11 protein-coding genes are annotated in these 14,057 nt (G+C 62.6%); 3 read left to right on the forward strand and 8 right to left on the reverse strand.

Annotation, left to right across the window (positions count from 1 at the left end; translation table 11 throughout):
• The 8 genes from LD28_RS0109580 to LD28_RS0109615 form a co-directional block, all read right to left on the reverse strand.
• Window positions 1-307, reverse strand: a 307-nt coding sequence (locus LD28_RS0109580) for an ATP-binding cassette domain-containing protein (protein ID WP_033136749.1), incomplete at its 3' end; no start/stop codon positions are given.
• A gap of 23 nt (window positions 308-330) precedes the next feature.
• Complete coding sequence (locus tag LD28_RS0109585; protein WP_033136750.1) at window positions 331-1,965, reverse strand: ABC transporter permease; 1,635 nt, start codon at window positions 1,963-1,965, stop codon at window positions 331-333.
• A gap of 68 nt (window positions 1,966-2,033) precedes the next feature.
• Window positions 2,034-3,218, reverse strand: a complete 1,185-nt coding sequence (locus LD28_RS0109590; protein ID WP_033136751.1) for an ABC transporter substrate-binding protein — start codon at window positions 3,216-3,218, stop codon at window positions 2,034-2,036.
• A 17-nt stretch (window positions 3,219-3,235) separates the two neighbouring features.
• The gene (locus tag LD28_RS0109595; protein WP_033136752.1) at window positions 3,236-5,389 is read right to left on the reverse strand and encodes an FAD-dependent oxidoreductase; all 2,154 of its coding nucleotides are present in this window, start codon (window positions 5,387-5,389) and stop codon (window positions 3,236-3,238) included.
• Window positions 5,389-5,970, reverse strand: a complete 582-nt coding sequence (locus LD28_RS0109600) for a carboxymuconolactone decarboxylase family protein (protein WP_033136753.1) — start codon at window positions 5,968-5,970, stop codon at window positions 5,389-5,391. Before LD28_RS0109600 ends, LD28_RS0109595 begins: the two co-directional genes overlap by 1 nt.
• 25 nt (window positions 5,971-5,995) lie before the next feature.
• The gene (locus LD28_RS0109605) at window positions 5,996-6,670 is read right to left on the reverse strand and encodes a DUF1499 domain-containing protein (RefSeq protein WP_033136754.1); all 675 of its coding nucleotides are present in this window, start codon (window positions 6,668-6,670) and stop codon (window positions 5,996-5,998) included.
• Window positions 6,671-6,872: 202 nt separating this feature from the next.
• Window positions 6,873-7,151 (reverse strand): peptidylprolyl isomerase, encoded by a 279-nt coding sequence (locus LD28_RS0109610; protein WP_033136755.1) that lies wholly within the window; start codon window positions 7,149-7,151, stop codon window positions 6,873-6,875.
• A 145-nt stretch (window positions 7,152-7,296) separates the two neighbouring features.
• A complete protein-coding gene (locus LD28_RS0109615; protein WP_033136756.1) occupies window positions 7,297-7,671 on the reverse strand; it encodes a hypothetical protein in 375 nt (124 codons plus the stop codon).
• Window positions 7,672-7,884: 213 nt separating this feature from the next.
• On the opposite strand from LD28_RS0109615, the gene LD28_RS22965 reads away from it, so the two are divergent.
• The 3 genes from LD28_RS22965 to tamB all read left to right on the forward strand — a co-directional run bounded on the left by LD28_RS22965 (window position 7,885) and on the right by tamB (window position 13,872).
• Window positions 7,885-8,190 carry a hypothetical protein gene (locus LD28_RS22965; RefSeq protein ID WP_156120170.1) on the forward strand — a complete coding sequence of 102 codons (306 nt, stop codon included), beginning with the start codon at window positions 7,885-7,887 and terminating at the stop codon, window positions 8,188-8,190.
• Window positions 8,187-9,962, forward strand: coding sequence for an autotransporter assembly complex protein TamA (gene tamA, locus LD28_RS0109620; protein ID WP_033136757.1), 1,776 nt, complete (start codon window positions 8,187-8,189; stop codon window positions 9,960-9,962). Before LD28_RS22965 ends, tamA begins: the two co-directional genes overlap by 4 nt.
• 61 nt (window positions 9,963-10,023) lie before the next feature.
• Complete coding sequence (tamB, locus tag LD28_RS0109625; RefSeq protein WP_033136758.1) at window positions 10,024-13,872, forward strand: autotransporter assembly complex protein TamB; 3,849 nt, start codon at window positions 10,024-10,026, stop codon at window positions 13,870-13,872.
• Window positions 13,873-14,057: the final 185 nt, after the last annotated feature.

A 14,057-nucleotide genomic window follows, 5' to 3' on the forward strand; every position in this document is an offset into this window, starting at 1 on the left:
GGTTCTCCGCCACCGTCAGATGGTCAAACAGCAGATCATCCTGAAACAGCATACCGATGCGCCGCGCCTGCGCAGGCAAGGGGTTGAGTGGCCGCTCGCCGAGCCTGATTTCCCCCTCCAGCCGGATGGGGCCGCTATCTGTCTGCGCGCCCGGCAGTACCCCCGCCAGCGCCGCCAAGAGCGAGCTTTTACCGCAGCCGCTCGGCCCCATCAGGGTCAACACCTCGCCGGGGGCCACCTGCAGGGCGGGCAGCGAGAGCAGCAGGCTTTCCTCCAGATAGAGCCGAAGAGGTGTGGTGCTCAGCATATGGCTGTTTCCATCATGAGAGTTCATCGTGAGCCGCTCCCCTTGAGCGCCGGATTGATCCGCGCCGGCAGCCAGAGTGCCAGCAGATAGATAACGAGTGGCAGCAGCAGTTGCAGCAGGCCGTAGAGGCCCGCCAGCCGCCGGTTGAGGCCGCTGCCGATGGCCACCGCTTCGGTGGTGATGGTGACCACCCTGCCAGCGCCAAACAGCAGGGTCGGCAGGTATTGGGCCAGGCTCACCGCCGCCCCTACCGCAAAGGCAAACAGCAGCGGGCGCGCCAGCAGCGGTGCTTTGACCTGCCACCAGGCTCTCCATGGCGTAGCCCCCAGCAGCAGGGCGCTCTGAGTGATCCGCGGATCAAACTGGTGATAGGGGCCGTGCAGGCACAAATAGACATAGGGAAAGACAAACAGCAATTGGCTCCAGAGCACCCAGCCCCAGCCAATACCACTGCTTATCGAGTCATGCGCAAGCCAATCCAGCCCGAGCCGGATACCAAACAGCAGGCTCGCCTGTGGCAGCAACAGCGGCAGGCAGATAAGCCAGAGTGGCCAGGGGCGACGCCCCGCTTGTGCCTCCAGACTCAGCACCGTCATCACCAGTGCCAGCAAGCCGCTCGCCAGTGCCAGCAGTGCGCTGGTTGCCAGCAGCGGCAGCAGGGTTGGCAGCAGATCCAGCCAGTAGTGACCGCTCCACTGGCGAGGCCAGAGGGCGGGAAAGGGCCAGCGGCGCGCCAGCGACCAGAGCAGCAGGGCCGCCAGCACCGCCAGATTGAGGGTGATCAGGGTCAATGCAACGCCTGCTGCGAGCCGGTTGGCAAAAGGATGTGGTGCCGCCCGTTTGCCATCGAGCCAGCAGCCTTTGCCCACCTCTTGATGACACCACTCCAGTAATCTGAGCAGGGTGATGAGCAGCGTGGTGATAACGAGCAGCAGCAGGGCGCCGCTGGCGGTGGCACCGCGCCAGAGCAGAGCCGGGTCCTGGTACCAGAGCCACAACCGCACCGCCAGCGGGGCGGGAGCATCGGGCCCGAGCAACTGGGCGAGATCCACCACCGCCACTCCGTAGGCCGCCACCGCATAGATGGGCAGGCGCAGGGCAGGCCAGAGCGCCGGCAGCTGCAGGCGCCACCAGATCTGGGGGGCGCTGAAGCCGAGGCTCGCCCCCAGCCACTGTTGGCGCGCCAGTTGGATGGGCTGTTGTGCGGCCAGCGCCATCAGCAGCAGAAAGGGGGTCTCTTTGAAAACGAGCAGTGCAATCAGCCCCAATCCCAGAGGGTCGCGGATGGTTTGCCAGTCGGGGGGGAGTTCAAATCCGGTAAGCGTTGGCGAGATGAGCCGCAGTAGCCAGCCGGAGGGGGCGAGCAAAAAGGCAAAGCCGATGGCAAAGGCGACGTGGGGCATGGCCAGCATCGGCGAGAGCAGGCGGCGGAGCAGCCCAAAAGCCCGGCTGTTGCTGTGTGCCAGCAGCAGGGCGGTCAACAGCAGACTACCGAGGGTCGAGGCGGCGCCAATCCACAGGCTCAGTGCAGCGGAGTGCCAAAGGCCTGGCTGGGCCAGCAGCAAGGCGAGATGAGAGGCGGTCATTCCCTCTGCCAGCAGTTGCCACAGCCCCGCCAGCAGGGGGATGACGAAGAGCGCCAGATAAACGACGTCCATCCCGCGGTGGCGGATTAGCAACCGGCGCCACGGTCGGGAGCGGGAAAGCGGGTGACCAGCGGCACTCATCAGTGGCCGTAACGCTCGGCCCAGGCCGCTTCCAGCTTGAGCTGCCAGCTGGGGTGAGGCTCGGCCACCGCTTTGAAGCGCAGTGCCGGTTGCCCTTTGGCTGAATCAGGCAGGGCATCGGCCCGCAGCACGCTGGGATCACCCCAGAAGGCCGGATTGGCCTTGCGCGCCTGTGCCGCCGGGCTTAGCAGGAAGTTGGCCACCACCTTGGCCCCGGCGCGGGCACTGGCGTTGAAGGGAATAGCGAGAAAATGGCTGTTGGTGAGCGCGCCTTTTTCCATGGCAACCGCCTCCACGCTGGGGGGCAGGGCGCCAATCTGGGCGGCACTTTGCGCCTCCTGCGGGTTGAAGCTGATGGCCATGGCCAGCTCGCCATCATCGAGCAGTTGGCGGGTTTCGGCGGCGCTGGTGGGGAACAGCTTGCCTTTGCGCCAGAGTGCCGGATGCAGTTCATCGAGCCAGGCCCAGAGTGGGGCTGTGCTCCTGATGAACTCGGCATCGGTCGCTTCCCGATAGAGAGGGGCGGGATCCGGGGTCAACTCCAGCAAGATCTGTTTGAGAAAGCTGGAGCCATGAAACTGGGGCGGCTTGGGATAGGTGAAGCGGCCGGGATGGGCCTTGGCCCATGCAAGCAGGGCCGCTGCCGAGGTGGGCGCTCTGGTGACCTCTTCGGTATCGACCATCAGGTTGAGCTGACCGATACCCCAGGGGGCTTCCAGCCCTTCCACCGGCAGAGTGAAGTCCTCACTCACCGGCAGGGTACTGTCTACCAGCGCCATGTTGGGCAGCTCCTGAGTAAAGGGTGCGCCAAGCAGTCCCTGCTCCTTGAGCGCCTTGAAGTTCTCGCCATTGACCCAGAGCAGATCGATAGGGCCGCCAGCTTGCTTGCCCGCCTGTTTGTTGGCCAGCAGCTGGCTGACGCTCTGGGCGATGTCATCCACCTTCACCTGCACCAGCTTGACCTGATAGTCGCGCGCCAGCTCCTGCCCGGCCCACACCAGATAGGCGTTGATCTCCGGGCTGCCGCCCCAGGCGTTGAAGTAGACGGTCTGCCCTTTCGCCTCCTCAAGGGTCTGCTGCCAGTTGTTATCCGGGCTGGCAAAAAGTGGGCCGCTGGCCAGCAGTGACAGGGTGCACAGCAGGGCGTTGAGCCGCTGTTTGAGCTGTGAGAATGGCTTGAGCATAAAAGTTACCCTGATTGTCAGGCGCCACGGCGCCAGCGGTGATAACGGGCCAGCAACGCCAGTACCCGGGTGGGCTGGTGGGCCCGTTTCCATTCACCCGCCACGTATTTGTTCCCCTCCATCAGGGTGGGATAGGCGTGAATGGTTGCGAGGATCTTGCCAAGGCCGAGGCGGTGACGCATGGCGAGCACGAACTCGGCAATCCGCTCACCGGCGTGAGTGCCCACTATGGTGGCGCCAAGGATAGTATCTTTGCCCGGCACGGTCAGCACCTCGATAAAACCGTGGCGCTCCCCATCGGCGATGGCGCGATCCAGCTCGGCCAGCTCGAAGCGGGTCGCCTCGAAGGGAGTCCCCTGCGCCTCGGCTTCCTTGCGATTGAGGCCGACCCGGGCAATCTCCGGCGTGGTGTAGGTGGCCGCCGGAATGACCCGATAGTCGGCCCGAAAGCGCTTGAACTGGCCAAACAGGGCATTGACCGCCGCATACCAGGCCTGATGGGCGGCGAAGTGGGTGAACTGGTAAGGGCCCGCTACGTCTCCCACCGCCAATATGCTGGGGAAGTTGGTGGCAAGGAAGCCATCGACTGCGATGGTGCCGCGGGGGGCAAGCTCCACCCCCAACTCTTCGAGCCCGAAGCCGCTGACATTGGCGACCCGACCCAGCGCCAGCAGCAGCTGATCCCCTTCCACCACCAGCGTCTCATCGTCCCGGCGCAACTGCAGCCGGATGGGCAGATCCCCCTCGGCTGCGGGCAGATAGTCGGCTCGCTCGGCGCGCCAGCCGGTGAGTAGCTGCACACCATCGCGGCTCATCTGCTCGGCCAGTGCGTCGGCCACCGCTCGATCTTCGCGGGGCAGCAGCTGCTCCGAGAGTTCCACCAACGTAACGGGAATGCCGAGCAGGGCGAAGCTCTGGGCCAGCTCGCAGCCGATGGGGCCGCCGCCCAGCACCAGCAGGCGGCGCGGCGGGGTGCGCAACTGCCAGAGGCTATCAGAGGTGAGGTAAGGCACCTGATCCAGCCCCGGCAGCTTGGGCACCAGCGGCCGAGCGCCGGAGGCGATGACGATATGGCGGCTGGCAAGGCGCTGGCCGTTCACTTCCACCTCCCAGGGGGAGACCAGCCGCGCCTCTCCTTCGATGCACTCCACCCCAAGTCCCTGATAGCGCTCGATGGAATCGTGGGGCTCGACCTCCTTGATAACCTCAGCCACCCGCTCCATCACGGCGGCAAAATCGGCGCGGGAGTGGCTTGGGCTAAAGCCCAGCTCGTCGGCCTTGCGCTGCTCGGCAGCAAAACGGGCGCTGCGGATCAGCGCTTTGGAGGGGACGCAGCCGCTGTTGAGGCAATCGCCCCCCATCTTGTGTTTCTCGATGAGCGCCACCTTGGCCTTCACCGCCGCGGCAATATAGCTGGTGACCAGCCCACCGGCACCGGCACCGATCACCAGCAGGTTGTAGTCATAGCGAGCGGGTTTGCGGTAGGGGGCGAGCTGACGGCGCAGCGCGAGGTGGGCGGTCACTTTCTTGACAAGCCAGGGCATCAGTCCCAGCAGGGTCAGCGCCACCATCAGGCCGGGGGAGAGAATATTGCCGGTGCTGGTTAATTGGCCAAGCTCGCTGCCCGCCAGCACATAGACGAAGGTGCCTGGCAGCATGCCAAGCTGGCTGACCCAGTAGTAGGTGCTGACTCTGATAGGCGTGAGCCCCATCAGCAGGTTGACCAGAAAGAAGGGGAAGACAGGGATGAGGCGCAGGCTCAGCAGATAGAAGGCCCCCTCCTTCGCCATGCCGGAGTGAAAGGTGGCCAGCTTGTCGCCAAAGCGGGCGGTGACCCAGTCACGCAGCAGAAAACGGGCGCTGAGAAAGGCCAGGGTCGCGCCAATGGTGCTGGCAAAGGAGACCAGCAGCAATCCCCAGACCACGCCGAAGACCGCACTGCCACCCAGGGTGAGCAGGCTGGCGCCGGGCAGGGAGAGGGCGGTGCTCAGCACATAGATAAGCACGAACAGCAGGCTGGCCGAGACAAAGTGGCTATCGACCCATTGCGCCAGTGCGGCCTGCTGGGCCTGCAAGGCGCCCAGAGTGAGGTAACGGCCAAGATCGAGGGCAAAGAAGGCGCCGATAAGGCCCCCCATTACCAGCAGAAGCAGCAGGCGGGTCCGGTTCATCAGGCGTCCTTGCTGTCTGGCTGGGCGGGACGTTCCGGTTGCACCGGCAGCTGACAGAAGCCCTGCGGAGCGATATCGAGGGCGGCATTGAACTTGGCCGACATGTTCTGGAAGGCGATAAGGCCGGTGAGCTCCACCATGGCATCGTCGTCGAACCAGGGCTTGAGGCGGGCAGCCTGTTCATCACTCACCCCATCGAGGCCTGTCATCGCTTCGGTGTAATCGAGCACCGCTTTTTCCCGCTCGTCGAACAAGGGGCTTTCGCGCCAGTTGGCCAGCGCCTCCACCTTCTCGCTGGAGCCAGCTCGCTTGATCAGGGTCATGGCGTTGATGTCGACGCAGAAGCGGCACCAGTTGAGCTGGGAGACCCGCACCGTCACCAGAGAGCGCAGCACGGGGTCGATGGGAGAGCGTTTGCGGTTGATGACGCCGTAGAGGGTGGCGACGGCGGCAAAGAGGCGCGGCGAGCGGCCCCAGCACTTGCCCGGAATAAGCACCTGACCATAGTTGCGCTTTTGCAGCCAGAAAAAGGGGCGGATAAACCAGGCATATTCCCGGTCGGGTTTGACCTCAACGCGCATCAGTTACCTTCTTGTCGTTTCATACTTACAGTTTCAAATTGGGTTTGTAGGCCTGACCGAGCCGCTCGTTGAGACGGATCAGGAAATCCTCGATCCGTGCCCGGTTGGTGCCCAAGTCGCTCTGCCCCTGGCGGGAGGCGGAGCGCATGTCGATGCGGGTCTCTTTGGGGCCGGCAAAGACCCGCAGCGCCACATCATCCTGAAAGCCGAACCAGCCGGTGGTGACCACTGCATCAAGACCATCTGGGCTTGGTCGCACCTGCCAGCCCAGCTCCTGCATCAGTTCGCTGGCTTCAATCACCACTTCGGTAGGGGAGGCCTTGGTAAAGAGAGGACCGGGTTTTGCCTCAAATGCTTTCAGCGGGGCGCTATTTATTGGCAGATCCTGCGCTGTTCTCAGCTCTGCCGCCCAGCGCAGCAGGGGGGGATTATAGGGATCAGTGCTCACATCGTTGATCAGCGGCATGCGCAGTGCCTGCACCACAAAGGTCAGCGGTAGCAGCAGTGGCAAGGCGCCCAGACTGCTGGCGTAGCGGTTGCGGCTCCAGGGCAGGCGCACCAGCAAGATAAGGGAGACAAGGGCTCCGATGAGACAGATCGCAAAACCTATCCACCAGGGCCAGAGATGAAAGCGGCTGCCGAGGGCGCCAGCGAGCGGGAGTAACCAGGCCAGCAGAGGCCACAAGCAAGAGCGGGGCATAGCACAGGATCCATCGTCGAGAGTGGGCAATGCCGAGAAGGATAAACTTAATGGCCTGATAACGTTAGTAAATTGATGCGAGCTTGGTGTGATTTCAGCCAGGTTTGCGAGGGGGTTGCAGAGCGAGGTGAAGCCCGCCAGATGGGAGCTTCACCGAGACAATGGTCAGTTGCGATGACGTGGCTCGCGTTGATGGCGATATTTAATTGCGATAGAGCACTTTGATCAGGTGAAAGCCGAACTTGGTGCGCACCGGCCCCAGTACCTTGAGCAGTTCGCCCTTGAAGACGGCATCGTCAAAGGGCTTGACCATATCCCCTTTATTGAACTCGCCCAGATCGCCGCTGCGTTTTGAAGAGGCGCAGGTGGAGAAGCGCTTGGCCATCTGGCCAAAGTCGGCTCCCTTCTCGATCTTCTCCTTGATCTCCAGACACTGCTTTTCGGTCTTGACCAGAATGTGCTGGGCACAGGCTTTTTTCATCGGGGCGCTCCTGGGAGTGATGGCTGCGATTGTTAACGCCAAGATGGCGGCACATCGCGTTGACAAATGGGGGCGCAAGAGTACCCCAATTTGCCACCGGCGTCAGCTCTCACAACCCGCCGTTTACCGGCGCTCGTCGGCCCTATTATTGGCGAGCACGGGTGGCCAGCACGGCGCGGGGGCGAGCTTGCCAGATGATCTCCAGCCCGAGCAGGGCATAGAGGCTCCAGATGGCCAGCGGATTGAGCCACTCACCCCCCAGTTGCAGGGTCATCAGGGCGCAACCTGCCAGCAGCAAGGTGATCCCCGGTAGCCGCCAGTGGGCGGGCAGGGGGGCCAGCATCGCCATCGCCAGCAAGATCCCGAGGCCAAAGGGCAGGTTGAGGGCGGTAAAGGCCAGCGCCTGTTGGCCACTCATGCCGGTCAGCAGGGCCAGCAGGGCGCTGCAACAGGCGAGGAAGGTGATGAACTCGAGACGATCGGCAATATAGTCAGCCATCTGTTCGCTACGTGCATGCATGATGTGTCTCCTTCAGTTGATGGTTCAAGTGTGAGTGAGAGGTGCCAGTAAAGGCAGCGGGATAATTCGATTGCGCTGAACGAGCAACTCTTAATCACCCCGTGCGGCGGGCTTTGGCGCATGCCGGGCCAGTTAAACGTTGAAGGTGGTGTTATGCCGACAAACCCTGTCGTGGTGGATTGCTGGCAGTGGGGGGAGGGGGAGAGGTGACAAATGGTGTCTGACGATGAAGTGAACCTTGTGCAGGGCGGGTCAGCTCGCCCTCCTCGGGAAAGTGGGGCGTCGCAATTGTCACCAAAATGTGTGATTTGTGGTCAACCTCTTAAAAGATATGGTGAATTTGCCAATGGCACCGCGCTGTCGCTGGCCGATGCCTATGTTAGGATAAGGTTCGCCATTTTTCTGGCGCGCATTTTTGTGTCACGGCCATGCACGGCATGGCGTGCTGCGCCGCTTTCGGGTTCGGTTCGAAAGGGCGTTGGTTTTCTTCACCACAGCTTCAGGAATATTGACCTTTGACAGGATGCATTTCATCCCTGCTGGCAGGGCGTTCACTGTCCGGCCCAGCGTTTCGCCGCGGCATGTTGGTACTGGTGGTGGGCCTGTTGCTGTCGCTGGTGGCCTCGCCCGTGTTTGCCGCCAAGCTCACCTATCAGATCAAGGGGTTGAAAGGGGACAACAAGGATAACGTCGAAGCCTACCTCAATGCCCTGCCGGTCTATCAGGAGCGGCAATACCGCCCGGCCCGCGCCAAGATCACCGAGAGCGTGCAGAAGGCGCTGCAGGTGTATGGCTACTACCAGCCGAAAATCACCCTGAGCCGCGACAAAAAGACCCCGTCCAAAGTGGTGATTGAGGTGGATAAAGGTGAGCCGGTCATCGTCTCCCGCCTCGATATTCTGCTGGAGGGAGATGCGGGCAGCGACGAGCTCTACAGCGAGCTGCTGGACAAGTTGCCCCTGAAAGAGGGTGAGCCCCTCAATCACGCCAAATATGAATCCATCAAGGCCGACCTTGGCAGCCTCGGGCTGGCCCGGGGTTACTTTGATGCCAAGCTGAGCAAGAGTCAGGTCAAGGTGTTCCCGGACAAGGGGACGGCGGAGATCTTCATTCTGTTCGAATCGGGCCATCGCTACCGTTTCGGCGAGATCCGATACGATGCCACTCCCGAAGCGCTTCACCTTATTCGCCCGCTCATCAACGTCAAGAGCGGCGAGCCCTATCTCGCCATCCGTCTGGCCGAGATGTCGCAGGATGTCTCCTCCACCAAGCTGTTCCGTCAGGTTGATATCAAGCCGGTGTTGAGCGAGGCGAGCAACTATCGGGTGCCCATCGCGGTGACGCTGGATAACCGGGTCGATCACGAAATCGAGACCGGTATCGGTTACGCCACCGACGTAGGCCCGCGGATGAGTGCCACCTGGGAGAAGCCCTGGGTCAACCGTTATGGCCACCGCCTCTTTGCCACTGCCAAGGTCTCCCAACCGGAGGCGGAGCTCAGTTTCGACTATCAGATCCCGGTGGGCAACCCGCTGCGGGACTACTACTCCATCCAGACCGGTTACCAGTACAAGGACAACAACGATACCCGCTCCGATCTCACCACCATTGGTGTGCACCGCTGGACCCGGCGACCGGAGAGCTGGGACCGGGACGTCTTTATCCGGCTGGAGAACGAGATCTATACCCAGGGTGCCGACGAGGGGAACAGCTTGCTGCTGATCCCGGGCGTCTCCTGGTCCCGGCTGCGGGTGCGCGGCGGACTGGTGCCCGACTGGGGAGATCGTCAGCAGGTGACGCTGGAGTTCTCCGACCCGAGATGGGGCTCTGACATCAGCTTTATGCGGGTGTGGGGGCGCAGCAAGTGGCTGCGTACCCTCGGGGATAACCACAGATTCCTGATGCGGGCCGAGCAGGGGGCCATCATAGGTGACAGCTTCTCGCTGGTGCCGCCGTCCTTGCGGTTCTTTACCGGTGGCGATCAGACGGTGCGCGGCTTTGGTTACGAGACCATCTCCCCCACCGGGCCAGATGGCAAGCTGACTGGTGGCCGTTACACCAGCGTGGCCAGTCTGGAGTACAACTACCGCTTCAGCGAGAAGTGGCTGGGGGCCATGTTTGTGGATGGTGGCACCTCCACCACCGATTACAGCGAGCCCTGGAAGATCGGGACCGGCGTCGGTGTGCGCTGGGTCACCCCCATCGGTCAGGTCAGACTGGATCTGGCGGTCGGGGTATCGGAGGAGGACAAGCCCTTGCGGCTGCATTTCGCATTGGGGCCTGAATTATGATGTTGTCTAAACGCTTTTTTCTTTGGCCGCTGCGGCTGTATCTTGCGCGGGGGTCTGCATTGTGATCTGGCTAAAACGCATTTTTCTCTGGCTGATGGGGCTGGTGTTCCTGCTGCTTATCGGCGTCAGCCTGCTGGGCTTTACCCATCAGGGCAACAAGTGGCTGTGGCAACAGGCCAAGGGGGCACTGCCCTCCCTCAAGGGGGAGCTGGTGGCCGGTCAGCTTGGCTATGGCTGGACCCTGGAAGGTGCGGGCTGGCAGGATGAGCTGGTGGATGTGACGGTGGATCGCGCCGTGCTCGACTGGGATCTGGGCAAATTGCTGCAGGGCAAGCTCTGGATAAAATCCCTGGTGGTGACCCATCCGGTAGTCAAGGTAGCCGACTCTGAACCCACCCCGGAAGAGCCTTCCGAACCCTTTGTCTGGCGCCCGTTGCCGCTCAAGATCCAGGTCGACAGCCTCAAGGTTGCGGATCTCGATCTGGCGGTGCCCGGCGTGGCCGTGACCCTGGGGTCCCTCGATATCGGCGCCACCCTCAACCGCAAGGGGTTGATTGTGCGCGGCCCGGTGCTCGATAACCTCAAGGTGACGCTGGATGACGCGGCACCCGCCAACGCAGCCAAATCCGCCAAGCAGCCAGCCACAGCGAACGGCAAGACCGTTAACAAGCAGACCATTAACGCAAAGACAGCGAACGAGAAGCAAGCCGGGACTGCGGTTGCTCGCACCGACAAGGTCAGTACCGAGACCACCAAACAGGGCAAAGGGGCGCCAGCGGCGAACACGGCAAAGGCAGCCCCCATTCTCCTGCCCGCCATTCACCTTCCTTTCCCCATCCAGCTGGAAGGGGTCAGTGCGACCCGGGTGCAATATAAGCAGGGCGAGCTGATTGAAGGGCTCGACAAGCTGCTGCTCTCTGCCACTGCTGCTGACGATCGCATCGAGGTGCGTGAGCTCTCGCTGCGCCACGCCATGGCCGGCCTGGCGCTCAAGGGCCATATCCAGCTCAGTGACGACTACCCGCTGGCGGTGACGCTGGATGCCAAGGCCCGCAAGGGGCTGCTGGATGGCGAGCTGCAAGGGGAGCAGGCCACGCTGGCGCTGAGCGGTTCGGTCGGCAAGCTGGGGTTGACGTTGTTGGCCAAGGGGCCGGTCGCCGCCAATCTCAAGGGTTCTCTGGCCGCCCTCGACCCGGATCTCCCTTTTGATCTGGCCCTCGACTGGAAGAGCCTGGGCTGGCCGTTGCACAAGCCTGCCAAGGAAGAGGCAAGCTATCGGCTGGACAAGGGGAGCCTGACCGCCAAGGGCAAGCTCTCCGGCTACCAGTTTGCCCTCAATACCTCCGGCAAGGGGACCGATGTGCCCCCCTTCAAGCTTGCGCTGGACGGCAAGGGGGATCTGGAGCGGCTCAGCAAGATCGCCTTGCAGCTCAATGCCCTCAAGGGGGAGCTGAAGCTCGATGGCAAGCTCGCCTGGAACAAGGGGATTGAGTGGCAGGGGAGCACCCTGTTCAAGGGGATCAATCCGGCTGAGCTGGTGCCTGAGCTGAAAGGGACGCTGGCCGGTGAGCTGGAGAGCCGTTTCGTGATGAACGAGGCGGGTCACTGGGAGCTGAAACTGCCCAAGCTCAAGGTGGATGGCAAACTCAATCAGTACCCGCTGGCCCTCAAGGGGGAACTCAGCGGCAACGACAAGATGGAGTGGCAGATCCCGGCGCTCTCGCTGCAAAGTGGCCCCAACCAGTTGCAGGCCAAGGGCAGTATCAGCAGCGCCCAGTGGAGGCTTGATGCCAACCTGCAGGCTCCCCAGCTGGGGGGCATCTATCCCGGCCTGAAGGGGGATATCAAGGGGCAGGTGAAGGTCAGTGGCAATCAGCAGACGCCAAAAATCGATGCGGATCTGGCCTCCGAGCGGCTCTACTATGCCGGCACCGACCTGAAGGGGATCAGCCTCAAGGGCAATGCGGCGATCGGTGCCAAACCGGCCGGAGAGCTCTCGCTGTTGGTGGCGCAGCTGAAACAGGGAGAGACCAAGCTCAGCCAGCTGGCCCTGAACCTCAGCGGCGATATCAGCCAGCATCTGTTGACCCTGACCATGAAGGGTGACCCTGTTGCGGCGAACCTCAAGCTGGGTGGCGGTGTGCGCGGGGATCACTGGCGCGGGGCGCTCTCCGAGTTGCAGCTGAAAACCCCGCTGCGGCGTTGGGACTTGAGCTCCCCCTGGGCGCTGGATCTCGATCTGCCGCGTCAGCGGCTGGCGATGGGGGATCTCTGCCTCGGCTCCCAAGGTGCCAGCCTCTGCGTCAAGGGGAGTCAGGTCTCCGCTGCGCAGGGCACTCTGGAGTTTGCCCTGAGCGAGTTTGATCTCAAGCGGCTGCGCCCCTGGTTGCCGGACAACTTCCGCTGGCAGGCGATGCTCTCGGCCGATGGCCGCGCCAGCTGGCGTGGCAATCAGCCGACCCTGCATGCGGTGGTGCGCACCACGCCGGGTACCTTTGTGGCCGATGGCCTCAAGACCGACTATCAGCAGCTGGCACTGGCCCTGGATTTCGAGCGGCAACAGGCGGCGATCCGCCTCGATTTTGCCTCCAAGCAGATCGGCAATATTGATACCGAGCTGCTGATCAAGGAGCCCGCCGGTCGCGGTCTGCTCGGCGGTCAGCTCAAGTTTGACGATCTCAAACTCAATACCTTCGCACCGCTCATTCCGGAGGTGCGCTCCCTGCAAGGGATCATCTCCGCCGATGCACGTTTCGATGGCACCCTGGCGGCGCCCCTGCTGTTTGGTCAGCTCAATCTGCGTGACGGTGAAGTGCAGACTCACTCCGACATGGTGACTCTGACCAAGCTGGTGACCCGCCTCAAGATCGAGGGCAACCGCGCCGAGCTCGATGGCTCCATGCTGGTGGGCAAGGGGCCGCTGGCGTTGGGTGGCTGGCTCAGCTGGGCCAAGATGCCGGTCAGCGGCAGCCTCACCATTCAGGGCAAGGATCTGGAGGCGCAATATCCGGGCATGGGCCGGGTCAGGGTCTCTCCCGATATCGCCGTGTCGCTGGGAGAGGAGACTCGCATTACCGGTCAGGTGGATATTCCCTGGGCGCGGATTCTGGTCAAGAGCCTGCCGGATTCGGCGGTGGCGGTCTCCGACGATGTGACCGTGGTCTATGACGATCTGCCCCCAGTACCCAAGCAGGCCAGCCTGCCGCTGGCGATGAAGGTGGCGATCCGCCTTGGCAACGATGTGAAGCTCGATGCCATGGGGCTGAAGACCGATGTCTCCGGTGGTCTCAATATCCGTCAGGATCCCGAGAAGCCGATGGCAGGCAATGGCCAGCTGGTGCTGACCAACGGTCGCTTCAAGGCCTATGGTCAGAACCTCATCATCAAGGAGGGGCGGATCCTCTTCTCCGGTCCGCTGGATCGGCCATTCCTCAACATCGAGGCCAACCGGGATCCCGATACCATCGAGGGTCAGGTGACAGTCGGGGTGCGGGTGACCGGCCCTGCCAGCAAGCCGGAGATCAATGTTTACTCCGAACCGCAGATGGCGCAGTCGGAACAGCTCTCCTATCTGCTGCGCGGCAAAGGGTTGCAGACCGGCGGTGAGGATGGCGGTTTCAACGGCCTGCTGGTGGCCGGTGCGGTGAGTCAGGCCAACGGCGTGGTGTCGAGCATTGGCGAGTCGCTGGGGATGAGCGATGTCTCCCTCGATACGGCGGGCAGTGGTGACAACACTCAAGTGACCCTGTCGGCCTATCTGCTGCCGGGCTTGCAGTTCCAGTACGGGGTCGGGGTCTTCAGCCCCATCGCCGAATTCAAACTGCGCTACGAGGTATTGCCACGGCTCTATCTGCAGGCGATGAGCGGGGTGGCTCAGGCGGTCGATATCTTCTATCGCTTCACCCTGTAACGCGTCACTCTGTAACAAGGCTGACATGAGCGTAAACGGGAGGCGCAGGCCTCCCGTTTTTTATTGCGCGATCGGCCGCGGGCAAACGGTGATAAAGGTTGGCAGTGCAGAGGGATAACGGATTGCGGCGGGCCAGAAATGCGAAAACCCGGCACGAGGCCGGGTGTTCTGAATGATGGTGGAGG

The organism is Aeromonas finlandensis, assembly GCF_000764645.1.
Taxonomy (GTDB): Bacteria; Pseudomonadota; Gammaproteobacteria; order Enterobacterales; family Aeromonadaceae; genus Aeromonas; species Aeromonas finlandensis.

What these genes read in the sequence shown, in the direction of transcription:
- LD28_RS0109600 (WP_033136753.1), bottom strand. Translation starts at nt 5,970, where the DNA reads ATGCGCGTTGAGGTCAAACCCGACCGGGAATATGCCTGGTTTATCCGC.
- LD28_RS0109595 (WP_033136752.1), bottom strand. Translation starts at nt 5,389, where the DNA reads ATGAACCGGACCCGCCTGCTGCTTCTGCTGGTAATGGGGGGCCTTATC.
- LD28_RS0109615 (WP_033136756.1), bottom strand. Translation starts at nt 7,671, where the DNA reads ATGCATGCACGTAGCGAACAGATGGCTGACTATATTGCCGATCGTCTC.
- LD28_RS0109605 (WP_033136754.1), bottom strand. Translation starts at nt 6,670, where the DNA reads ATGCCCCGCTCTTGCTTGTGGCCTCTGCTGGCCTGGTTACTCCCGCTC.
- LD28_RS0109610 (WP_033136755.1), bottom strand. Translation starts at nt 7,151, where the DNA reads ATGAAAAAAGCCTGTGCCCAGCACATTCTGGTCAAGACCGAAAAGCAG.
- LD28_RS0109585 (WP_033136750.1), bottom strand. Translation starts at nt 1,965, where the DNA reads ATGGACGTCGTTTATCTGGCGCTCTTCGTCATCCCCCTGCTGGCGGGG.
- LD28_RS22965 (WP_156120170.1), top strand. Translation starts at nt 7,885, where the DNA reads ATGGTGTCTGACGATGAAGTGAACCTTGTGCAGGGCGGGTCAGCTCGC.
- LD28_RS0109590 (WP_033136751.1), bottom strand. Translation starts at nt 3,218, where the DNA reads ATGCTCAAGCCATTCTCACAGCTCAAACAGCGGCTCAACGCCCTGCTG.